General features: G+C 71.6%; 20 protein-coding genes and 2 pseudogenes. 11 read left to right on the top strand and 11 right to left on the bottom strand.

Annotated features, from left to right (window positions below):
• Positions 1-423: 423 nt before the first annotated feature.
• Positions 424-1,779: an MFS transporter gene (locus tag ACWGDE_RS18335; RefSeq protein WP_453390027.1), complete on the bottom strand. Its 1,356-nt coding sequence runs from the start codon at positions 1,777-1,779 to the stop codon at positions 424-426.
• A 71-nt stretch (positions 1,780-1,850) separates the two neighbouring features.
• Between ACWGDE_RS18335 and ACWGDE_RS18340 the strand changes: the two genes are divergently transcribed.
• From ACWGDE_RS18340 to era, 4 genes and pseudogenes are all read left to right on the top strand, one after another.
• Complete coding sequence (locus ACWGDE_RS18340) at positions 1,851-2,918, top strand: GlxA family transcriptional regulator (RefSeq protein WP_453390028.1); 1,068 nt, start codon at positions 1,851-1,853, stop codon at positions 2,916-2,918.
• 108 nt (positions 2,919-3,026) lie between these two features.
• Entirely contained in the window at positions 3,027-4,424 is a 1,398-nt protein-coding gene (locus ACWGDE_RS18345) for a beta-xylosidase (protein WP_453390045.1), read from the top strand.
• Between the two features lie 215 nt (positions 4,425-4,639).
• A pseudogene (locus ACWGDE_RS18350) lies at positions 4,640-4,951 on the top strand (WxL protein peptidoglycan domain-containing protein); the annotation flags it as partial.
• Positions 4,952-5,455: 504 nt separating this feature from the next.
• The gene (gene era, locus ACWGDE_RS18355; RefSeq protein ID WP_453390046.1) at positions 5,456-6,406 is read left to right on the top strand and encodes a GTPase Era; all 951 of its coding nucleotides are present in this window, start codon (positions 5,456-5,458) and stop codon (positions 6,404-6,406) included.
• 7 nt (positions 6,407-6,413) lie between these two features.
• On the opposite strand, the gene ACWGDE_RS18360 is transcribed toward era, so the two are convergent.
• The 5 genes and pseudogenes from ACWGDE_RS18360 to ACWGDE_RS18380 form a co-directional block, all read right to left on the bottom strand.
• Entirely contained in the window at positions 6,414-7,067 is a 654-nt protein-coding gene (locus tag ACWGDE_RS18360; protein ID WP_453390029.1) for an SAM-dependent methyltransferase, read from the bottom strand.
• 120 nt (positions 7,068-7,187) lie between these two features.
• Positions 7,188-8,027, bottom strand: coding sequence for a GNAT family N-acetyltransferase (locus tag ACWGDE_RS18365; RefSeq protein ID WP_453390030.1), 840 nt, complete (start codon positions 8,025-8,027; stop codon positions 7,188-7,190).
• Between the two features lie 27 nt (positions 8,028-8,054).
• Entirely contained in the window at positions 8,055-8,324 is a 270-nt protein-coding gene (locus tag ACWGDE_RS18370; RefSeq protein WP_453390031.1) for a protealysin inhibitor emfourin, read from the bottom strand.
• 10 nt (positions 8,325-8,334) lie between these two features.
• Entirely contained in the window at positions 8,335-9,390 is a 1,056-nt protein-coding gene (locus ACWGDE_RS18375) for a M4 family metallopeptidase (protein ID WP_453390032.1), read from the bottom strand.
• A 52-nt stretch (positions 9,391-9,442) separates the two neighbouring features.
• Positions 9,443-9,721, bottom strand: a pseudogene (locus tag ACWGDE_RS18380) (zinc ribbon domain-containing protein); the annotation flags it as partial.
• A 412-nt stretch (positions 9,722-10,133) separates the two neighbouring features.
• Between ACWGDE_RS18380 and leuA the strand changes: the two are divergent.
• On the top strand, positions 10,134-11,897 hold the full coding sequence (gene leuA / locus ACWGDE_RS18385; protein ID WP_453390033.1) for a 2-isopropylmalate synthase: 1,764 nt from the start codon (positions 10,134-10,136) through the stop codon (positions 11,895-11,897).
• Positions 11,898-11,970: 73 nt separating this feature from the next.
• Here the strand turns inward: leuA and ACWGDE_RS18390 are convergent, their stop codons facing one another.
• Positions 11,971-12,441, bottom strand: coding sequence for an SDR family NAD(P)-dependent oxidoreductase (locus ACWGDE_RS18390; protein ID WP_453390034.1), 471 nt, complete (start codon positions 12,439-12,441; stop codon positions 11,971-11,973).
• 154 nt (positions 12,442-12,595) lie between these two features.
• On the opposite strand from ACWGDE_RS18390, the gene ACWGDE_RS18395 reads away from it, so the two are divergent.
• The 5 genes from ACWGDE_RS18395 (at position 12,596) to ACWGDE_RS18415 (ending at position 17,745) form a co-directional block, all read left to right on the top strand.
• Positions 12,596-13,291: a TerB family tellurite resistance protein gene (locus tag ACWGDE_RS18395; protein WP_453390035.1), complete on the top strand. Its 696-nt coding sequence runs from the start codon at positions 12,596-12,598 to the stop codon at positions 13,289-13,291.
• A 634-nt stretch (positions 13,292-13,925) separates the two neighbouring features.
• On the top strand, positions 13,926-15,407 hold the full coding sequence (locus ACWGDE_RS18400; RefSeq protein ID WP_453390036.1) for a nucleobase:cation symporter-2 family protein: 1,482 nt from the start codon (positions 13,926-13,928) through the stop codon (positions 15,405-15,407).
• A gap of 160 nt (positions 15,408-15,567) precedes the next feature.
• The gene (recO, locus tag ACWGDE_RS18405) at positions 15,568-16,314 is read left to right on the top strand and encodes a DNA repair protein RecO (RefSeq protein ID WP_453390037.1); all 747 of its coding nucleotides are present in this window, start codon (positions 15,568-15,570) and stop codon (positions 16,312-16,314) included.
• Between the two features lie 11 nt (positions 16,315-16,325).
• Positions 16,326-17,153, top strand: a complete 828-nt coding sequence (locus ACWGDE_RS18410; protein ID WP_453390038.1) for an isoprenyl transferase — start codon at positions 16,326-16,328, stop codon at positions 17,151-17,153.
• Positions 17,154-17,178: 25 nt separating this feature from the next.
• Positions 17,179-17,745: a YcxB family protein gene (locus tag ACWGDE_RS18415; RefSeq protein WP_453390039.1), complete on the top strand. Its 567-nt coding sequence runs from the start codon at positions 17,179-17,181 to the stop codon at positions 17,743-17,745.
• Here the strand turns inward: ACWGDE_RS18415 and ACWGDE_RS18420 are convergent.
• From ACWGDE_RS18420 to ACWGDE_RS18435, 4 genes are read right to left on the bottom strand one after another with little or no spacing between them, the layout of a single operon-like run.
• Positions 17,742-18,167: a Fur family transcriptional regulator gene (locus tag ACWGDE_RS18420; RefSeq protein ID WP_453390040.1), complete on the bottom strand. Its 426-nt coding sequence runs from the start codon at positions 18,165-18,167 to the stop codon at positions 17,742-17,744. The genes ACWGDE_RS18415 and ACWGDE_RS18420 overlap by 4 nt on opposite strands.
• A gap of 59 nt (positions 18,168-18,226) precedes the next feature.
• Complete coding sequence (locus ACWGDE_RS18425; RefSeq protein WP_453390041.1) at positions 18,227-19,093, bottom strand: metal ABC transporter permease; 867 nt, start codon at positions 19,091-19,093, stop codon at positions 18,227-18,229.
• Positions 19,093-19,884 carry a metal ABC transporter ATP-binding protein gene (locus tag ACWGDE_RS18430; protein WP_453390042.1) on the bottom strand — a complete coding sequence of 264 codons (792 nt, stop codon included), beginning with the start codon at positions 19,882-19,884 and terminating at the stop codon, positions 19,093-19,095. Before ACWGDE_RS18430 ends, ACWGDE_RS18425 begins: the two co-directional genes overlap by 1 nt.
• 32 nt (positions 19,885-19,916) lie before the next feature.
• Complete coding sequence (locus ACWGDE_RS18435; protein WP_453390043.1) at positions 19,917-20,897, bottom strand: metal ABC transporter substrate-binding protein; 981 nt, start codon at positions 20,895-20,897, stop codon at positions 19,917-19,919.
• A gap of 157 nt (positions 20,898-21,054) precedes the next feature.
• Between ACWGDE_RS18435 and ACWGDE_RS18440 the strand changes: the two genes are divergently transcribed.
• The gene (locus ACWGDE_RS18440; protein ID WP_453390044.1) at positions 21,055-22,437 is read left to right on the top strand and encodes a glycine--tRNA ligase; all 1,383 of its coding nucleotides are present in this window, start codon (positions 21,055-21,057) and stop codon (positions 22,435-22,437) included.
• Positions 22,438-22,476: the final 39 nt, after the last annotated feature.

Genomic DNA, 22,476 nt, shown 5'->3' on the forward strand with positions numbered 1-22,476 from the left:
CAGCCCCTCCGGCGTTTGAGGAGCGGGGGTCCGGGGGCTGGCCCCCGTGCGGCGGCGCCGCACCTGGTAACCGTCACCCCGGCCAGGGGCACGCCGACCGGGTGGACTGGCCGGCCCGCCGATAGCGCCGCAGCTGGCGCGGCCAGCCGCCTCGCCGCCGGCCTCCGCTGCCCGGCAGGTCTGCCCGAGGCCGGCCAGGAGGGCCGGGCGGGCCTGCCCGAGGCCGGGCGGGAGGGCCCGGCGGGCCTGCCCGTAGCCGGCTGGGAGGGCTCCGTAGGCCTGCCCGAGGCTGGCTGGGAGGGTCCGGCAGGCCTGCCCGAGGCCGGCCAGGAGGGTCCGGCCTCCGAAGCAGGCCGGGAGGGCCCGGCAGGCCTGTCCGAAGCAGGCCGGGAGGGCCCGGTAGGCCTGCCCGAGGGCGGCGGGTCAGGCCGGGAGGGGCTCCGGGGTGGCCGGGCGGCGGCGGATGATCATGGCCATCAGGGCGGCCATCGCGCACAGCGCGCCCGACGCGTACCAGACGGGGTCGTACGAGCCGAAGGCGTCGCGGGCCAGGCCGCCGAGGAAGGCCACCAGCGCCGCGCCGATCTGGTGCGAGGCCAGGACCCAGCCGAAGACGATGGCGCCGTCCTCGCCGTAGTGCTCGCGGCACAGCGCGATCGTCGGCGGGACGGTCGCGACCCAGTCCAGGCCGTAGAAGACGATGAAGAACACCATCGGCGGGTGCACGGACGGGGCCAGCAGCATCGGGAGGAAGAGCAGCGAGACCCCGCGCAGGGCGTAGTAGACGGCGAGGAGGCGGCGCGATTCGAAGCGGTCCGTCAGCCAGCCGGAGAAGACGGTGCCGATCACGTCGAACACGCCGATCACCGCCAGCAGTCCGGCCGCCGCCGTCACCGGCATGCCGTGGTCGTGGGCCGAGGGCACGAAGTGGGTCTTGACCAGCCCGTTGGTCGAGGCCCCGCAGATCGCGAAGGTTCCCGCCAGCAGCCAGAACGGTCCGGTCCGGGCCGCCTTGGCGAGTACGGTCACCGCCCGGCGGGCGGCTCCCGGGACGGGCGCCGGCTTGGCCGCGTACGTGCCGCCGTACGGGGCGAGCCCGATGTCCGCCGGGTGGTCGCGCAGCAGCAGCCAGACGAAGGGCACCACGGTCAGGGCCGCCAGCGAGACGGTCACCGACGCCGGGCGCCAGCCGTGGTTCTCCACCAGCCAGGCCAGCAGCGGCAGGAAGATCAGCTGCCCGGAGGCCCCGGCGGCGGTCAGGATGCCGGTGACCAGGCCGCGCCGGGCGACGAACCAGCGATTGGTCACCGTCGCCGCGAAGGCCAGCGCCATCGAGCCGCTGCCCAGGCCGACCAGGACGCCCCAGTACAGGACCAGCTGCCAGGAGGTGGTCATCCACACCGTGGCCACCGAGCCGCCGGCTATGACGGTCAGGGCGACCGCGACCACCTTGCGGATGCCGAAGCGGTCCATCAGCGCGGCGGCGAACGGCGCGGTGATCCCGTACAGCGCGAGGTTCACGGAGACGGCGAGGCCGATCGTGCCGCGCGACCAGTCGAACTCCTCGTGCAGCGGCTCGATGAGCAGTCCGGGGAGGGAGGCGAACGCGGCGGCGCCGATGATCGTCACGAAGGCGACGGCCGCGACGAACCAGGCGCGGTGGACGCGGTGCGGCCGCCGCCGCGGCGCGCCGGCGGCCGCGGGGCCGGGAGCGGGCGTCGGTGCGGGCGCCGATGCGGGCGTGGGGGAGGGGCCGTGGCCGGGTGCTGTCTGCGTCACGACGACAGTTTCCGGCCGCGGGACCCCCGGACGACAGTGGCCTGACCGACACCCTTCGATATGATCGGGCCATGGAGACCCGCGCGCACCGTGGCCACCGCGTCGTCGTACTCGCCCTCGCCGGGCTGCTGCCCTTCGAGCTCGGCATCCCGCACCGGATCTTCGGCCGGGCCCTGGACCCTTCCGGGCGGCCGCTGTACGAGATCCTCACCTGCGGGCTCGCCCCCGGACGGGTGCCCACGGACGCCGACTTCGACATCCACGTCGAGCACGGCCCGGAGCTGCTGGCCACGGCCGACACGGTCGTGGTCCCCGCCTCCTACGAGCTGGGCCCGGTCCACGAGGAGGGCCGGCTCACCCCCGAACTCGAGGCCGCGCTCGCGCACATCAGGCCCGGCACCCGGCTCGTCTCCATCTGCACGGGCGGCTACGTGCTGGCCGCCGCCGGATACCTCGACGGCCGCCGGGCCACCACCCACTGGGCCTCCTCGGACCACTTCCAGACGACGTTCCCCGCCGTACTGGTCGACCCGGGCGTGCTCTACACCGACGACGGGGACGTGCTCACCTCCGCCGGAGTCGCCGCCGGCATCGACCTGTGCCTGCACATCGTGCGCCGCGACCACGGCGCGGCCGTCGCCAACGACGTGGCCCGGCGCACCGTGGTACCGCCGCACCGCGAGGGCGGGCAGGCGCAGTTCATCGAACGCCCGGTGCCGCGCCCGCAGCGCTCCGCCACCACGGCGGCCCGCGCGTGGGTACTGGACCGGCTGCACGAACCGCTGCGGCTGACCGACCTGGCACGGCAGGAGGCCATGTCCGTACGGACCTTCACGCGGCGGTTCCGCGAGGAGTCGGGGCTCAGCCCGGGCGAGTGGATCGTCGGGCAGCGGGTGGAGCGGGCCCGCTCGCTGCTGGAGCGGACCGACCTGCCGATGGAACAGGTGGCGCGCGAGACGGGCTTCGGGACGGCGCAGTCGCTGCGCAAGCACGTACAGGCGGCGCTCGGCGTGAGCCCCACGGCCTACCGGCGGACGTTCCGGGAAACGGGGACGGGCGGCGGGGCCGGTGCGGGCCCGAGCGGCGGCATTCAGCCATCTCCTGATGGGACATCAGATGCTGCGGGGTCCGTGCATTGACTTATCCCGCCGCCCGCTCGTGAATGGCCCCCAGTCGGGGTACGGGATCGCAGGGGGCGGACAGTGCGGACATCGGCGCGGAGCAGGGGATGGTCGGCGGCCGTCGGCATGGCCGTGCTGGCCGCCGCGACCGGGGGCGCGCTGAGCTCGCCCGCCTCCGCCGAAGGAGAGCCGCCCCCGGGCCAGGTTCCGGGCCAGGTGGAGTTCCCGACGCACTGCCTGCCGCCCCAGGAAGCCGGGCTGCCGCCCGCCGACGGGCCCACCACGGCCCGGATCACCATCGACGACCCGGCTCCGCGCGTGGGCGACACCGTCACCGTGACCTACCAGGTGACCAGGACCCCGGCCGTGAACCCGCTCGCCGTCGACCTCCCCGCCGACGTGCTCACCCCGACCGGGCGGATCGTGCTCGGGGGCGCGCAGAGCGGTGAGGTCACGGTCGTCGGAGCCAAGCGCAACGACCCCGTCAAGGCGGGCGAGTCGCTGCCCGCCGTCACCATGACCGGCACCTTCACCGTCACCGCGCCCGGTGAGATCACCCTTGCCCCCGGCGGCTACACCCTGCACACCGGGCACCTGCTCGACCTGGACACCACCTGTGCCGCCGCCGGGGCCCCGGCGGCGGATCCGTCCCCCGATCGGTCTCCGGATTCCTCGCCGTCGCCGTCACCGTCCGCTTCCCAATCCCCGTCCCAGCCCGCACCTTCGTCCCCGCCCCCGGTCGCGCAGCGACTCACCGCCACCCCGCTGGCGACGGCCAACCTCCGCTCGGTCGCACTGGGCACGGCGGCGGGCGGGCCCGGCGCCAAGGTCAAGGTCACCGGCACCGGCTTCGCCCCCGGCGCGGCCGTCACCGTGGCCGGCCGGGCCGGGGCGGCCGAGACCGCCGACCGGGTGTCGGCGAAGGCCGACGAGCTGGGCGTGGTCCTGGCGGAGCTGGCCGTGACGGACAGGGCGACCACCGCCGTCGTCGCGTACGAGGGCGCGGCCTGGTCGCCTGCCGCCGGCTCCGGGCCGGCCGCGTACACGGTGATCGGAACCGCCCCGACGCCGCCCGGCACCCAGAAGGTGACGGCGGTCGTGGAACAGGGCGAGCTGGGCCTGACCCAGGAGGGCGCGGCGGTGACCCTGGGCGCGGTCCCGTACGGGGACGGCGGCGCGGCCGCCGGCCGGATCGGCACCGTCACCGTCAAGGACGCCCGGGGCGGGCCGGCGGGCTGGACGCTGATCGGCAAGGTCACCGACTTCACGGGCGCGGGCGGGGTCCGCATCCCGGGCGCCTCCCTCAGCTGGACCCCCTCGTGCACGGCGGCGCCCGGCAGCCCCAGCGCGTGTACGCCGGGCAGCGCGGGTGTCGTCGGGCCGGACGGGGCCGTCCTGGCCTCGACCCGTGACGCCGCGCTCGTCGGGGGCACCTTCACGATCGACGCCACGGTCACCCTCCGGGTCCCCCCGTACACCCCGCCGGGCGCGTACACGGCGGTGCTGACCTTGACCCTGTCGTGACCTGCCCCGCCGCCCGGGTCCCGCCGCACGGGCTGGACTTTCCAGCCCCTCCGGCGTTTGAGGAGCGGGGGTCCGGGGGCGGGCCCCCGGCAACGGCGCCGCACGCGGCAAGGCGCATCGTCGGGGTCCTCGTCGCCGCCACGCTGGCCGCGCTCGGGACCCTGCTCCTCTGCCCCGCCGGGACGGCAGAGGCCGCGGACAACGGGCAGTGGTCCGTGCTGCCCGCCGCCAACAAGCTCGGGCAGCGCCCCTACTTCTACCTCTCCGCCGCCCCCGGCCAGGCCGTCTCCGACACCGTCACCGTCTCCAACCGCACCGACCGGCCCCGCACCTTCCGCCTCTACGCCGCCGACGCCTACAACACCGCCCGCGACGGCGGCTTCGCGCTCCGCGGCCCCGACGAGCCGCGTACGGCCACGGCCGCCTGGGCCGTGCTGGAGCGGGAACGGATCACCGTCCCGGCGAGGACGGCCGTCGGCGTCGGGTTCACCGTCGCCGTCCCCGACCGGGCCGAGCCCGGGGACCACCCCGGAGCCATCGTCGCGCTGGAGGACCGGGCGGAGGCCACGGCCGCGCAGGGGATCGGGCTGCAGCAGGCCGTCGCCGCCCGGGTCTACCTGCGGGTCACCGGGCCCACCGCCCCGGCCCTCGCCGTCGAGGACCTCCGCACGACGCCTCGCGGCGCCGCCGGCGCGGAGATCTCGTACACGCTCCACAACCTCGGCAACGTCACCCTGAAGCCCCGCGCCGTCGTCACCGCCTCCGGGACCCTCGGCCGGCCCCTCCTCTCGCGGACCCTCACCGGACTGCCCGCCGAGCTGCTGCCCGGGCAGCGGGTCCGGCTCGAAGCCCGCTGGGAGCACCCGCCCGCTCTGGAATGGGCCGAGGTCACGGTGGCCGCCGGAGCCGAGGGGACCACCTCGCGGGCCACCGCCGCACATGCCGCGCACCCCGCCCTGAACCGGCTGCTCGCGGCCGCTCTCGCCCTCGTGGCGGCGGCCTGGTCGGCGCTGGGAGCCGCATCGGGGAGAATGGCCCGTATGAGCGATCGTTCCCCCGAGACCACCAGCCCGCACCGTGCGGGCTTCGCCTGCTTCGTCGGCCGTCCCAACGCGGGGAAGTCGACCCTGACCAACGCGCTCGTGGGTACCAAGGTCGCGATCACCTCCAACCGGCCGCAGACCACCCGCCACACGGTCCGCGGCATCGTGCACCGCCCCGACGCCCAGCTCGTCCTGGTCGACACGCCCGGCCTGCACAAGCCGCGCACCCTGCTCGGCGAGCGCCTCAACGACGTCGTGCGCGCGACCTGGTCCGAGGTCGACGTCATCGGCTTCTGCCTGCCCGCCGACCAGAAGCTCGGCCCCGGCGACAAGTTCATCGCCAAGGAGCTCGCGGGGATCAAGAAGACCCCCAAGATCGCCATCATCACCAAGACCGACCTCGTCGAGTCCAAGGCCGTGGGCGAGCAGCTCATCGCCGTCCACCAGCTCGCCGAGGAGCTGGGCTTCGAGTGGGCCGAGATCGTCCCCGTCTCGGCGGTCGGCGACAGCCAGGTCCAGCTGCTGGCGGACCTGATCGCGCCGATGCTGCCGGAGAGCCCGCCGCTGTACCCCGAGGGCGACCTCACCGACGAGCCCGAGATGGTCATGGTCGCGGAGCTGATCCGCGAGGCCGCGCTGGAGGGCGTACGCGACGAGCTCCCGCACTCCATCGCGGTCGTCGTCGAGGAGATGATCCCCCGGGAGAACCGCCCGGCGGACCGCCCCCTGCTCGACATCCACGCGAACCTCTACATCGAGCGGCCGAGCCAGAAGGGCATCATCATCGGCCCGAAGGGCGCCCGCCTGAAGGAGGTCGGGATGAAGTCGCGCAAGCACATCGAGGCGCTGCTCGGCACCCCCGTCTTCCTCGACCTGCACGTGAAGGTCGCCAAGGACTGGCAGCGCGACCCCAAGCAGCTCCGCAAGCTCGGTTTCTAGGGGCTTCTCAGAGCCGCCGCACCTTCACCGCGTTGTCCGTACGGGTCCCGGGTCGGCCGTCAGGCCGGTTCTGGACCCGTACGTGTTCCTCCGCCAGCAGCACCTCCCAGGCGCCGGCCTCCAGCTCCAGCTGGGCGAGGACCTCGCCGGGGGTCGGCATGGCCATCTCCGGGCGGTCCTCCTGCCAGGGGGCCCAGCCGGCGTGGCCGACGACGAGCAGGATCCCGCCGGGGGCCACGGCCGCGGCGGCCCGGCGCAGGATCCGGTCGCGCGGGAAATCTCCGAAGGTGTGCAGGAAGCAGGCGGAGACCAGGTCGTACTCCCCGGCCGGGAAGGACTCCGCGAGGTCGTGCCGCTCCCACGCGGTGCGGTCCGCGACCCCGGCCCCGGCGGCGTGGGCCGCGGCCCGCTCCAGGGCCACCCCGGAGATGTCCGTCCCGGTGACGTGCCAGCCCTTGAGCGCGAGCCACACGGCGTCGCCGCCCTCGCCGCAGCCGAGGTCCAGGGCCCGCCCCGGAGCGAGCGAAGCGACTTCCCGCGCCAGGGCGGCGTTGGCCTCGCCGCTCCAGACCTTCTCGCTCTCGCGGTAGCGGGAGTCCCAGTACTCCTCGCCCGCGAAGCCCTCGCTCGCGGGGGACTGCTGGTGGTTCTCGTGCGCCATGGCGGCCTCTTCCGGTCGGTACGGATCCCTGCGCCCCGATGCTCCGCCCGCCCACCGCCACCCACCAAGAAACGTTGCCGTTCCAGCAACCTCACCCCACCGCGGGCCGGCCCCGCCGGATCACAACGGGCGGTCCGCGATCAGGGCCGTGCCGACCGGGCGGAAGCCCAGGCGGGCGTAGACGCGGGCCACGGACTCGTCGCCCGCCGAGAGGAAGACCGTGCGGGCTCCGTGCGCCAGGGTGTCCGCGACCAGGGCCGCCGTCACTGCCAGGGCCAGGCCCTGGCGGCGGGCCGAGGGGAGGGTGCCGACGCCGACGACCTCGGTGACGTCGCCGACCGGGATGTACTGGCCGGAGCACAGGACCACGCCGTCGCGTTCGGCCGCCGCCAGGGCGGTGCGGCCCGACTCGATCATCCGCGCGACCCGGATCCGGCGGCCCTCCGAGGCCGGGTCCCGCTCCGCCACCGCGAGCTCCGCCGGGCCCGCCTCGCCCACCGCCGTGCCGGGCTCGGCGAAGGCCAGCGCCGGCACCGTCACGGCCGCGCGCAGCAGCGGGTCGGTCGCGCCGAAGACGCGTACGTCCGGATGCACGGGAAGCCGTACCGCCGAGGGGTCCAGCACCATCAGGGGGTGGGCGTGCACGTTCAGCCCGGCCGCCTCCGCCGCGGCACGCAGCGAGGGTGTGGTTTCGGCCACCCACTCGAAGGACTCGGGGACCTTCAGCTCGCGCTGCCGGGCCAGCACCCGCTCCACGTCCGCCACCGAGACCCCGCCGGCCGAAGCGGCGCCGAGCGCGGGCCGCGCGTAGTACGGCCAGCCGTCGCTCTCCTGGACGAACAGGGTCAGCGGGCCGAACTCCTCGGCCCGCGCCCCGCCCATCCGGGGTGCCGCGTCGTAGTAGCGCTCGAGCTCGGGCAGGCAGGCGGAGACGTCGGATGCGCCGGAATCAGTGATCATTCCGCCATCCAAGCAAGCGGGGTGCGGCTAGGCACCTTCTTTCAGGACCCGCGAGATCAGCGAGCGCTGCGCCTCCGACAGGTTCGGGTCCGCGCAGAGCACCGTCCGGCCGTCGATCGTGATCCGGTACGAGAACCCGTCCCGGATCCGGTCCGCCGGATCCCCCGGCGGACCGGGCCGCAGGGCCAGCTGCGCCAGGGCCTGCCACTCGGCCTCGTCGGGCAGGCCCGAGGTGTCCACCTCGGCCCGTCGCTCGATCCCCGCGAAGCCGCCCGTCCGCACCACCTGAATCCGCATGACCGCCTTACTACCCCAACCCGACCGCCGACCACGCCTTCTGCAGCGCCTGGTGCTCCGCACCGCCCTCGCCGTACCGGGCCACGGCCGCGGCCGTCGTCAGTGCGGCGAACCGGGCGAAGTCCGCCTTCGGGGCGAGCTCCCCGCCGGTCAGGGTGTCGTACCAGATCTGCCCGGCCCGCTCCCAGGCCTTGCCGCCGAGCTCGGACGCCACGATGTAGAAGGCGTGGTTGGGGATGCCGGAGTTGATGTGCACGCCGCCGTTGTCGCGGGAGGTGCGGACGTAGCCGTCCATCGTCGCGGGCTGCGGGTCCTTGCCGAGCTCGTCGTCCTCGTACGCCGTCCCGGGCGCCTTCATCGACCGCAGGGCGAAGCCGCTGTCGACGGACGGCCCGAGCAGCCCGGCGCCGATCAGCCAGTCGGCCTCCTCGGCCGTCTGGTTCAGCGAGTACTGCTTGATGAGGGAGCCGAAGACGTCGGACATGGATTCGTTGAGCGCGCCGGACTGGCCGAAGTACTCCAGGTTGGCGGTGTACTGGGTGACCCCGTGGGTCAGCTCGTGCCCGATGACGTCCACGGAGACGGTGAAGTCGAGGAAGAGGTCCCCGTCGCCGTCGCCGAAGACCATCTGGCTGCCGTCCCAGAAGGCGTTGTTGTACAGCCGGTCGTAGTGGACGGTGGCGTTCAGCGGCAGGCCGGAATCGTCGATCGAGTGCCGTCCGAAGGCCTTGAGGTACAGCTCGAAGGTGGCGCCGAGCCCGGCGTAGGCGCGGTTGACGCTGGCGTCCTTGCTCGCCTCCCCACCCTCGCCGCGGACCTTCTTGCCGGGCAGCCGGGTGTGGTGCTGCGCGTCGTAGATGGTCCGCTCGGGGGTGTCGGGGGCCCCTCCTCCGGCGGGCGGCAGGACCGACATCAGACGCCGGACCCGGTGGGAGGCGTCCAGCTCGAGGGTGCGCCGGGCGGCGGCGGCGCGGTCGGCGTCCCCGGACTGGGCGATCTTGTCGAGGAGGTGCGGCGGCACCACGGTGCAGAAGACGGGGTGGCGGTGGGCGTGGAAGGCATCCATGCCCGGCAATGTGGCACTGGGTTATGGAATTGTCACTAGGTGCAACCATGATTCATTCGGTTGTGTCACGTGCCCGTCGCCGGGGCGACGAGGCTTGCGTTACGGCGCACCGCCGGCTGCGGTCCGCGTGATCAACGAATCCGCAGGACCGGCACGCGAAGCGGGCCCGTGAGGCCCGGTTCGCCCTGTCGACGTGCCCGCACCGGGAGCAGGTGCGGGAGGTGTGCGCCGGATCGACGTACATCACCGGCACGCCCGCCCGGCGGGCCTCGTACGCGATGAACTCGCCGAGCCGGGCGAAGGCCCAGCCGTGCACCATGGCCCGTTGGGGCAGCGGCTTCACCTGCACCACCAGCTTCATGGCCGATGAATGTAGCCACCCGTACGGTCGGTCGAGTGGGGATCGCTTGTGCATCACCGTGACCAGCGATGATGTGATCGTACGTACGAAGTGCATGCCCGTTGAAGGATCGGCCCGACCTTGGCGCATCGGGGGAGGTTTAGCTCACAAAGGGTGCAAAACGGGCGCACGGGTCTTGCATACTGAAACAGCCCCCGCAATACGGGGCGGCTCGGTTAGGCTCGGCCCATCATGCGTTTCGGGCTGCTTCTCCTTAGCTGCCGCGGCGAGGGTCTGTAGTCGTAGGCCGGCCCCCTCCCCGCGGAGTTTGGTGTTGCGGTTTTTACGACCGTCGTCGGCCGTCCCAGCGAACTACACGCGGACACGCGAGGAGCCCTACGCCATGAGCCAGCACACTTTTGTCGGTCGCCCCACGCCCATCACGAACGCGACCCACACCCAGAAGCCCTCCGGGATGCCGATCCACAAGTACGGCTCGTACGAGCAGGTGGACATCCCCGACCGCACCTGGCCCGAGGCCCGCGTCACCAAGGCGCCCCGCTGGCTGTCCACGGACCTGCGCGACGGCAACCAGTCGCTGATCGACCCGATGACCCCCGCCCGCAAGCGCGAGATGTTCGACCTGCTGGTGCGCATGGGCTACAAGGAGATCGAGGTCGGCTTCCCGTCCTCCGGCGAGACCGACTTCGCCTTCGTGCGCTCCATCATCGAAGAGGGCGCGATCCCGGACGACGTCACCATCTCCGTACTGACCCAGGCCCGCGAGGACCTGATCGAGCGGACCGTGGAATCGCTGGTCGGCGCCAAGCGCGCCACCGTGCACCTGTACAACGCGACCGCGCCGACCTTCCGCCGGGTCGTGTTCCGCGGCTCCAAGGAGCAGATCAAGCAGATCGCCGTCGACGGCACCCGCCTGGTCATGGAGTACGCCGAGAAGCTGCTGGGCCCCGAGACCGTCTTCGGCTACCAGTACAGCCCGGAGATCTTCACCGACACCGAGCTGGACTTCGCCCTGGAGGTCTGCGAGGCCGTCTGTGACGTGTGGCAGCCGTCCGAGGGCCGCGAGATCATCCTGAACCTGCCCGCCACCGTGGAGCGCTCGACGCCGTCCACGCACGCGGACCGCTTCGAGTGGATGGCCCGCAACCTGACCCGCCGCGAGTTCATCTGCATCTCCGTGCACCCGCACAACGACCGCGGCACCGCCGTCGCCGCCGCCGAGCTGGCGCTGATGGCCGGCGCGGACCGCATCGAGGGCTGCCTGTTCGGCCAGGGCGAGCGCACCGGCAACGTCGACCTGATCACGCTGGGCATGAACCTGTTCTCGCAGGGCATCGACCCGCAGATCGACTTCTCGCAGATCGACGAGATCCGTCGGACGAGCGAGTACTGCAACCAGATGGAGGTCCACCCGCGCCACCCCTACGCGGGCGACCTGGTCTACACCGCCTTCTCCGGCTCCCACCAGGACGCCATCAAGAAGGGCTTCGACGCCATGGAGGCCGACGCGGCCGCCAAGGGCGTCACCGTCGACGACATCGAGTGGGCGGTCCCGTACCTGCCCATCGACCCGAAGGACGTCGGCCGTTCCTACGAGGCGGTCATCCGGGTCAACTCGCAGTCCGGCAAGGGCGGCATCGCCTACGTCCTGAAGAACGACCACAAGCTGGACCTGCCGCGCCGCATGCAGATCGAGTTCTCGCGGATCATCCAGGCCAAGACCGACTCCGAGGGCGGCGAGGTCACCCCGAAGGCGATCTGGGACGTGTTCTCGGACGAGTACCTGCCCAACCCCGAGAACCCGTGGGGCCGCATCCAGCTGCGCTCCGGCCAGACGACCACCGACAAGGACGGCACGGACACGCTGACCGTCGAGGCGGTCGTGGACGGCGTGGAGACCGTGCTGAACGGCACCGGCAACGGCCCGATCTCGGCCTTCTTCGACGCGCTGGCCGGCATCGGCGTCGACGCCCGCCTGCTGGACTACACCGAGCACACGATGAGCGAGGGCGCCTCCGCCGTCGCCGCCTCGTACATCGAGTGCGCGATCGACGGCCGCGTCCTGTGGGGCATCGGCATCGACGCGAACACCACCCGCGCCTCCCTGAAGGCGGTCATCTCCGCCGTCAACCGCGCGGGCCGCTGACCCTTCGGCGCTCCAGGACCCCGCTCCTCCCTCGGGAGGGGCGGGGTCCTGCCGTTCCCGGTCCCGCGGAGGCTCACCGGGCCAGGTAGCCGCCGTCCACCGGCAGGATCACGCCCGTCACGAACGAGGCCGCGTCGGAGGCCAGGAAGGCGATGACCCGGGCCACCTCCTCCGGCTCGCCGAGCCGGCCCATCGGGTGGGCCCCGGCGATCTCCTCCAGGTACTCCGGCCCGCCCGGCTCGTCCCGGAGCGCGAGCACCCGCTCCGTACGGATGGTCCCGGGGGCCACCGCGTTGACGCGGATCCCGTGCGCCTCCCACTCCACCGCGAGGTGCTTGGTCAGCCCCGACGCCACGAACTTCGCCGGCCCGTACGCGGCCTGCCGCGCCTGCCCCGCCACCCCCGAGATCGAGGACACGCAGACGAGCGCCCCGCCGGGCCGCGGCTGCGCGGTCATCGCCTCGATCGCGTACTTGCAGGTCAGGAACATGCCCCGGCCGATCCCGCTCGCGGCCCCGGTCACCAGGCATGACTTCTCGTTCATGCGGCCGACCATAGGGGGCGCTCGCGGGGGGCGCAGATCGGCCAAGTCCGCGTCCCGCGAGATGTTGTCTTGTCACACTGCTGACGCATCCTCACCGATGTGGCTAACATCACGCCAACCCGGCGATGTTGCCGGAAGGTTACGGAGGTGCGACGTGCTGCCAGTTCGGGGTGGGGACGGCCGGAAGCTGACGGTCTGGGGTATCCGCACCACCTGGAGCACCGTGGGGGACGGGGAGTTCTTCTGCCCCGACTGCGGTGGCGACCGCAACTACCGCCGGCGCACCGGGCGCCGCCGGTTCACCGTCCTCGGGGTGCCGCTGCTGCCACGCGGGCAGGCCGGTCCCGTCGTCGAGTGCCAGGGCTGCCGCGAGCGCTTCGCCACCGAGGTCCTGGACCACCTCACGACCACCCGCTTCTCCGCGATGCTGCGCGATGCCGTGCACACGGTGACGCTGGCCGTGCTGGCCGCCGGCGGGACGGCCTCGCGCAGCGCGCTGGAGGCCGCCGTGGGCGCCGTACGGTCGGCCGGGTTCCAGGACTGCACCGAGGAGCAGCTGGAGTCGCTCGTGGAGGCGCTGGCCACCGACGAGGGGCGGCTCGGGCTCTACGACGGTCCGGACTGCTGCGGTGCCGCGCTCTCGATCGAGCTGCACGAGGTACTGGAGCCGCTCGCCCCGCACCTGGCCGCGCCGGGCCGTGAATCGATCCTGCTGCAGGGCGCGCGCGTGGCGCTGGCGGACGGCCCGTACATCCCGGCCGAGCGCGAGGTGCTCGCGACGGTGGGCGCGGCGCTGCGGATCGACGCGGACGAGGTGGCGCGGCTGCTGTCGGCGGTCCGGGCCCCGTAGCCACGGCCGGTGTCTTCGGGGTCCTGTCCGGTGGGCCCGCCGCGCCGTGATCGTTCCGGCCGCGGTGGGCCTTTCGCATGTCGGCGTGGATGCCGTCGTGGACGTCGTCGTGGACTCCGGAGGGGAGGAAACGGCGGATTTCGAGGTAACGATCCGGCCTCGCGCCCCCGTTTTCGCGCCCCTCGCGCGCCGTTTGAACCGCGGAGCCGTTGCATCCGTGTGGTGTGTTTCCACCATGTGGACGGCCGGAGCGGGGCCTTCTTCTTTGCGCCGCCGAACGACGGCGAAGCGTTAACCCGCACGTCATCCCGCAGGTCCTTCGCGTTCGCGCAGGAGGAACCGGCTGCTTCGCCACGCTTCGGCCATAGCCCACCGATCGGTGCGGCACCACTGGAGAAACCTCCAGATCGAGCACCCCAGTGCATCAACACTTTGTAGAAGTCGACGATATCTGTGAGCGGCCCCACAGGCGTTCAATTCCGGTCACACGACGAGACGCCGGCGGAAACATCGCGGGGCTTCGATTCACGTGATCGCACTGACAACCCTGGCGGATCAACGGGTTAACGACCTACTCCGGCCAGGGATAACCAGATTCCTCTCGTTTACCTACCTCTTGAAGGGCAAGGCAGAGATGGCACGTGTCGCCGCACGGCTTTCCGCCAACGGAGAGCAGAGCACGCACCCGGTCGACGAGGTGCTTCCCGTCCCCAAGCTCGCGCTGTACGGCTTCCAGCACGTACTCGCGTTCTACGCCGGTGCGGTGATCGTTCCGATCATCGTCGGTGGTGCCCTCGGGCTCACCACCGAGCAGCTGGTCTACCTGATCAACGCCGACCTCTTCACCTGCGGTATCGCCTCGATCATCCAGGCGTGGGGCATCGGCAGGATCGGTGCGCGGCTGCCTCTGATCCAGGGCGTCACCTTCACCGCGGTGTCCCCGATGATCGCCATCGGTCTCGGAGCGGGCGGCGGGACGGCGGGTCTGCTCGTCATCTACGGCGCGGTGATCACGGCCGGTATCGCCACCTTCGCCTTCGCCTGGCTGCCGCCCAAGGTGTTCCGCGCGGTCATGCGGCTGTTCCCGCCGGTCGTCACCGGCTCGGTGATCACCGTCCTCGGCATCGTGCTGATCCCCGTCGGCCTGAACGACGCCGCGGGCGGCCTCGGCAGCCCGGACTTCGGTGACCCGAAGAACTTCGCCTACGCCGGCGGCACGATGCTCTTCATCCTCGTCCTGATGAAGCTCGGCCGGCCCTTCCTCTCCAGCATCGCCATCCTGCTCGGCCTGGTCGGCGGCACCGCCGTGGCCTTCCTGCTCGGCGACGCCAAGTTCGGCGACGTCTCCAAGTCGGACTGGATCGGCATCACCACCCCGTTCCAGTACGGAGCCCCGAAGTTCGAGTGGTTCCCGATCGTCCTGATGCTCATCGTCATGCTGATCACGATGGTCGAGACGACCGGTGACACCTACGCGGTCGGCGACATCGTCGGCAAGGACATCGACAGCGAGACCGTCGCCCGCGCCCTGCGTGCCGACGGTGCCGCGACCGCCCTCGGCGGCGTCCTCAACTCCTTCCCGTACGTAGCCTTCGCCGAGAACGTCGGTCTGGTCCGGATGACCAAGGTCAAGAGCCGGTTCGTGGTGGTCGCCGCGGGTGTCTTCATGATCATCCTCGGTCTGCTCCCCAAGGCCGCCGCGATCGTCGCCGCCGTCCCGCACGGCGTGCTCGGCGGCGCCGCGACCGTGATGTTCGCCATGGTGGCCCTGGCCGGTATCCAGACCCTGGCCAAGGTGGACCTCAAGGAGGAGAAGAACGCGCTGGTCGTGGGTGTCTCCCTGGCCTTCGCGCTGCTCCCGGCCACCGTCCCGGTCCTCTTCAAGGACCACATGGACGCGGACCTGTCCTCGCTCCTCAACAGCGGTGTGACGCTGGGTGCCACGGCCGCGATCGTGCTGAACCTGATCTTCAACGGTCTGGGCAAGGACGACGCGCACAACGCCCTGCAGTCCGCCCCGACGGACGTCGCCCCGGCGACGGCCGACGAGGCCACGGCAGCCGTACCGGCACAGTCGACCGAGGGCGAGCACGCGGCCCCGACGCCGACCGCCTGATCCTCCCAAGGGGTGTCCCCCGCCGGGCCCGCGCCCGGCGGGGGACGCTGCCGTTGCGGGACTTCGCCGTCGCGGACTTCGCCGTCGTGGGACTTCGCCGTCGGGTGAGCCCGCCGCCGCGGGAGTCCGTCCTGTCGGTGGGGTACGGGACAATGGGCCCATGAGCCTGTTCCGCGACGACGGCATCGTGCTGCGCACCCAGAAGCTGGGTGAGGCGGACCGCATCATCACGCTGCTCACCCGGGGACACGGCCGGGTCCGGGCCGTCGCCCGCGGCGTCCGGCGCACCAAGTCCAAGTTCGGCGCCGGGCTGGAACCTTTCTCCCACGCCGACGTGCAGTTCTTCGCCCGCGGCAACGAGTTGATCGGCCGCGGCCTCCCGCTCTGCACGCAGACCCAGATCATCGCCCCGTACGGCAACGGCATCGTCACCGACTACGCCCGCTACACCGCCGGGACCGCGATGCTGGAGACCGCCGAGCGCTTCACCGACCACGAGGGCGAGCCCGCCGTACAGCAGTACCTGCTGCTCGTCGGTGCGCTGCGCACCCTCTCGCGCGGGGAGCACGCGCCGAACCTCATCCTCGACGCCTTCCTGCTGCGCTCCCTCGCCGTCAACGGCTACGCGCCCAGCTTCGACGACTGCGCGAAGTGCGGCATCCACGGACCCAACCGGCACTTCTCCGTCGCCGCCGGCGGGGTCATATGCGGCGACTGCCGCGTCCCCGGCAGCGTCGTACCCTCGTCGGAGGCCATCGCCCTGCTCAGCGCGCTGCTGACGGGGGACTGGGGGCATGCCGACGCGTGCGAGGCGCGTCATGTGCGGGAGGGCAGCGGGCTGGTCTCCGCCTACTTGCACTGGCATCTGGAGCGCGGGCTACGCTCCCTTCGATACGTCGAGAAATAGGAGCTGGGCACATGGCACGACGCGGGATTCTGGGACGCTCTCGCCGCGAGTACAAGGTTCCCGAGCCGCACCCGTCCGGTGAGCGCCCGCCGAAGATCCCCGGCGAGCTCGTCCCGAACCACGTCGCGATCGTCATGGACGGGAACGGCCGCTGGGCCAAGGAGCGCGGACTGCCGCGCACCGAGGGCCACAAGGTGGGCGAGGGCGTCGTACTCGACGTGCTCAAGGGCTGCCTGGAGATGGGCGTCAAGAACCTCTCCCTGTACGCCTTCTCGACGGAGAACTGGAAGCGCTCGCCCGACGAGGTGCGCTTCCTCATGAACTTCAACCGCGACGTCATCCGGCGCCGGCGCGACGAGATGAACGAGCTGGGCATCCGCATCCGCTGGACCGGCCGCATGCCGAAGATGTGGAAGTCGGTCGTCCAGGAGCTGCAGGTCGCGCAGGAGCAGACCGTCGACAACGACGCGATGACCCTCTACTTCTGCGTCAACTACGGTGGCCGCGCCGAGATCGCGGACGCGGCGCAGGCGATCGCGCGCGACGTGGCGGCGGGCAGGCTCGACCCGTCGAAGGTCAACGAGAAGACCTTCGCGAAGTACATGTACTACCCGGACATGCCGGACGTGGACCTCTTCCTGCGGCCGAGCGGCGAGCAGCGCACCTCGAACTACCTGCTCTGGCAGAGCGCGTACGCCGAGATGGTCTTCCAGGACGTCCTGTGGCCGGACTTCGACCGCCGCAACCTCTGGCAGGCCTGCTACGAGTACGCCCAGCGCGACCGCCGCTTCGGCGGAGCCCTCCCGAACCAGCCCGAGGGACCGGGCGCGGCCGGCTGACCTCCCTCACCTAGGATCCCCGCTCATGGACATCACGGGCGGGGATCCGCTGTACCGGATACACGAGGCGGCGTCGGCGGGACGGACGGTCGAGCTCCGCTACACGCCGACCGTCGCCGACATGACGGAGGGACTGCGGGCCCACGGCCGGTCGAAGGCGGGGCGTCGCCAGCGCCTGCCGTTCGTCCTCGTCGGCCTGGTGGGGCCCGCGTACGCCGCCCTGCTCGTCGCCCAGGACGGCGGAACGGCCGGATCACCCACGGCGCTGGCCGTGGTGGGCCTCTTGGGCTGGGCCTTCGTGCTGTTCGGGCACCGGGTCATGGCCTGGACGACCCGCGGGCTGCTGGCGGCGGCGGGGGAGTGCCGGGCGGTCGTCGACGGGGAGGGCGTCACCGTCGACTCCGCGCAGGGCTCCACCCACCTCCGCTGGAGCGCGCTGTCGTGCTACGCGGAGACCCCCGCGACCTTCATGCTCTTCTCCGGCGACAAGCGGGTGCTCGGCGGCGCCCTGCTCCCCAAGCGCGGCCTCGCGGACCCCGCGGAGCAGGACGGGCTGCGGGCTCTCCTGGACGGGAAGCTGGAGCGGATCTAGGCCTTGGCGCAGTCCGCGCAGGTGCCGAAGATCTCCACCGTGTGGGCGACGTTGACGAAGCCGTGCTCGGCCGCGATGGCCTCCGCCCACTTCTCCACGGCCGGGCCCTCCACCTCGACGGCCTTGCCGCACTTGCGGCAGACCAGGTGGTGGTGGTGGTCCCCGGTGGAGCAGCGCCGGTAGACGGACTCGCCGTCGCTGGTACGCAGGACGTCCACCTCGCCGGCGTCCGCGAGGGACTGCAGGGTGCGGTAGACGGTGGTCAGGCCCACGGAGTCGCCGCGGTGCTTGAGCATGTCGTGGAGTTCCTGGGCACTGCGGAACTCGTCCACCTCGTCCAGCGCGGCCGCGACGGCGGCCCGCTGCCGGGTGGATCGTCCTCGTACTGGCGCGGTATTCATCTCGCCAGGCGCAGTCGCCACCGGTTCCTCCTCGTCTTGGCTTCGGCCCATTGTGCCAGGCGGCCGTGTGCCTCAGGTCTTCAGACTTCGACGCCTTCCCGCGTGCAGACCTCCTCGGAGGCGCGGGCGGCCTTCGCCCGGCGCCGGGCCAGCGGGGTCGACACCGCCGTCATCACCATGAAGACGGCGATGGCGAGCAGCACGATCGTGCCACCGGACGGGGCGTCGATGTAGTACGTGGCCGCGGTGCCGGAGAGCGAGACCAGGACGCCGATCACCATGGCCACGGTCAGGGTGGCGGTGAACCCGCGGGTGACGCGCTGCGCGGCGGCGACGGGGATCACCATCATGGCGCTGACCAGCAGCAGGCCGACGATGCGCATCGCGACGGTGACGGTGACGGCGGCGGTGACCGCCATCAGCAGGTTCAGGAAGCGCACCGGCAGGCCGGTGACCCGGGCGAACTCCTCGTCCTGGCAGACCGCGAACAGCTGGCGGCGCAGTCCCAGGGTGACGGCGACGACGAACAGGGCGAGGATCACGACCGCGGTGATGTCCTCGGCCGAGACGGTGGTGATGGAGCCGAAGAGGTAGCTGGTCAGATTGGCCGTCGAGCCGCCCGGAGCCAGGTTGATGATCATGACGCCGCCGGCCAGGCCGCCGTAGAAGAGCATGGCGAGCGCGATGTCGCCGCTGGTCTTGCCGCGGGAGCGGATCAGCTCCATGCCGACCGCGCCGATGACGGCGACGAGGGTGGCCATCCACACCGGGCTCGCGTTGAGCAGGAAACCGAGCGCGACACCGGTCATCGCCACGTGCCCGATGCCGTCGCCCATGACGGCCTGGCGGCGCTGCACGAGGTACGTGCCGATCGCGGGGGCCGTGATGCCGACCAGGGCGGCCGCGATCAGGGCCCGCTGCATGAAGGCGTAGTTCAGGAGGTCCATCAGCTCAGCAGTCCCGTCCGGAGGGGCTCGGCGTCGTGCGCGGAGTGCGGGTGTACGTGGTCGTGGCCGGGCAGCGCGTGCTGGCCCAGGGCCTCCGGGGGCGGGCCGTCGTGCGTGACGCAGCCGTCGCGCAGGACGACGGCGCGGTCGATGAGCGGCTCCAGCGGGCCCAGCTCGTGCAGGACGAGCAGGACGGTCGTGCCGGCGGCGACCTGCGTGCGCAGGGCGTTCGCGAGGACCTCCTGGTTGGCCAGGTCCACGCCCGCCATCGGCTCGTCCATGATCAGCAGCTCCGGCTCGACGGCCAGCGCGCGGGCGATGAGCACCCGCTGGTGCTGACCGCCGGAGAGGGCGTTGACGGAGGCGTCGGCGTGGGAACCCATGTCGACCAGGTCCAGCGCGCGCTCGACGGCGGCCTTGTCGGCCTTGCGCAGGAACCCGAAGCGGGTGCGCGCGAGGCGGCCGGCGGAGACGACCTCGCGGACGGTGGCCGGGACCCCGCTGGCGGCGGTGGTGCGCTGCGGGACGTACCCGATGCGCGACCAGTCGCGGAAACGCTTGAAGTCGGTGCCGAAGAGCGACAGGCCGCCGTCGCTCAGGGGGACCTGGCCGACCACGGCGCGGACGGCCGTGGACTTGCCGGAGCCGTTGGCGCCGAGCAGGGCGACGACCTCGCCGCGGCGGACGGTCAGGTCGACGCCGCGCAGCACGGGGCGCGAGCCGAGCGAGGCCGTGGCCCCGCGCAGGGATATGACGGGCTGGTCCAGCGCCTGCGTGGGCTTGGACTCCATGGCTCGCGCCTCCGTTGCTGCTACTGCTGCCATTACTTGTTGCCGAGTGCCTTCTGGAGGTTCTTCAGGTTGGACCGCATGACCTCGAAGTAGTCAGCGCCCTGGGACTTGTCGGTGATTCCCTCGAGGGGGTCCAGGACGTCGGTCTTCAGGCCGGTGTCCGAGGCGAGGGTCTTGGCCGTCTTGTCGCTGGCCAGCGTCTCGAAGAACACCGTGGTCACATTGTCCTTCTTCGCGACGGCCTGCAGTTCCTTCATCCGGGCCGGGCTCGGCTCGGACTCGGGGTCGACGCCGGAGATGCCCTCCTGGTCGAGGCCGTAGCGCTCGGCGAGGTAGCCGAAGGCGGAGTGGGTGGTGATGAAGGTCTTGGAGGCCGTGTTCTTCAGGCCGTCCTTGAACTCGGTGTCGAGCGCGCCCAGTTTGGCGACCAGGTCGTCGGTGTTCTTCTTGTAGTCCGCCGCGTGGTCGGGGTCGGACTTCTCCAGGGCCGCGCCGACGCCCTTGGCGATCTCCGCGTACTTGACCGGGTCGAGCCAGACGTGCGGGTCCTCGCCGGCTTCGCCGTGGCTGTGGTCGTGTCCGTCGCCCTCCGTGTGGCCTTCTCCGGCCGCGTGGTCGTCGTGGCCGGAGGTGCCGTGCACCTCCAGCTTGGTGAGGGTGGCGGCGTCGACGACGTTCTTCACGCCGGACTGGGCGACGGCCTTGTCGACGGCGGGCTGCAGCGTCTTGAGGTAGAGGACGACATCCGCCTCGCCGAGCTGCGCGGTCTGCTTCGGGGTGATCTCCAGGTCGTGCGGTTCGACGCCCGGCTTGGTCAGGGTGTCGACCTTCACGTGGTCCTTGCCGATCTGCTCGGCGAGGAACTGCATCGGGTAGAACGACGCCATCACGTCGAGCTTGCCGTCCTTGCTCCCGGCGGCTCCGGCTGCGCCCGAGCAGGCGGTGAGGGCCGTGGCGGCGAGGGCAACGGCTCCGGCGAGGGCGGCGGTGGGTATGAGGCGTCGTACGTTCATGACATCCATTTTCATCAAAGATGGAAACGATTGTCAAAAACCCTGGTGAGGCGAGGTGCGGAGCGCCCGCGGACGGGGGTCCCGATTTGAAAGGGAGGGTGCGGGCGCCGGTAACCTTGAGGCTTCGCCGTTCGTCCTCGTAAATGAAGAGAGCACCGTGGCCGCCGACAAGATCGAAACCATCGTCAGCCTGAGCAAGCGCCGTGGCTTCGTTTTCCCGTGCAGTGAGATCTACGGCGGCACCAAGGCCGCCTGGGACTACGGCCCGCTCGGTGTCGAGCTCAAGGAGAACATCAAGCGCCAGTGGTGGAAGGCGATGGTCACCGGGCGTGAGGACATCGTCGGCATCGACTCCTCCGTGATCCTGGCCCCCGAGGTCTGGGTGGCCTCCGGTCACGTCGCGACCTTCTCGGACCCGCTGACGGAGTGCACCTCCTGTCACAAGCGCCACCGCGCGGACCACCTGGAAGAGGCGTACGAGGCCAAGCACGGCCGCATGCCCGCCAACGGTCTCGCGGACATCAACTGCCCCAACTGCGGTGTGAAGGGCCAGTTCACCGAGCCCAAGCAGTTCTCCGGCATGCTGGAGACCCACCTCGGCCCGACCCAGGACACCGGCTCCAAGGCGTACCTGCGCCCCGAGACCGCCCAGGGCATCTTCACCAACTTCGCCGTGGTCCAGGCCACCTCGCGCAAGAAGCCCCCGTTCGGCATCGCGCAGATGGGCAAGTCCTTCCGCAACGAGATCACGCCCGGCAACTTCATCTTCCGCACCCGCGAGTTCGAGCAGATGGAGATGGAGTTCTTCGTCAAGCCGGGCGAGGACGAGCAGTGGCAGGAGTACTGGATGCAGGAGCGGTGGAACTGGTACCGCGACCTCGGCATCCGCGAGGAGAACATCCGCTGGTACGACCACCCGAAGGAGAAGCTGTCCCACTACTCGAAGCGCACCGCCGACATCGAGTACCGCTTCAACTTCGGTGGCAGTGAGTTCTCCGAGCTCGAAGGCGTCGCCAACCGCACCGACTTCGACCTCAAGGCCCACTCGGCCGCCTCGGGCGCCAACCTGACCTACCACGACCAGGAGTCGGGCGAGCGCTACACCCCGTACGTCATCGAGCCGGCCGCCGGTGTGAACCGCGCGATGCTCGCCTTCATGCTCGACGCGTTCAACGAGGACGAGGCCCCGAACGCCAAGGGCGTCATGGAGAAGCGCACCGTGATGCGCTTCGACCCGCGCCTGGCCCCGGTCAAGGTCGCCGTCCTGCCGCTGTCCCGCAACGCGCAGCTGTCGCCGAAGGCCAAGGGCCTCGCCGCCGACCTGCGCAAGAACTGGAACATCGAGTTCGACGACGCGGGCGCCATCGGCCGCCGCTACCGCCGCCAGGACGAGATCGGTACGCCGTTCTGCGTCACCGTCGACTTCGACACCCTGGACGACAACGCGGTGACCGTGCGCGAGCGCGACACCATGAAGCAGGAGCGCGTCTCCCTGGACCAGATCCAGGGCTACCTCGCGACCCGCCTGCTCGGCTGCTAGGTTCCCGCCGCGAGAACGGCAGTGGCCCGGTGCGCATCG

The sequence above is a fragment of the Streptomyces sp. NPDC054956 genome (assembly GCF_053609185.1).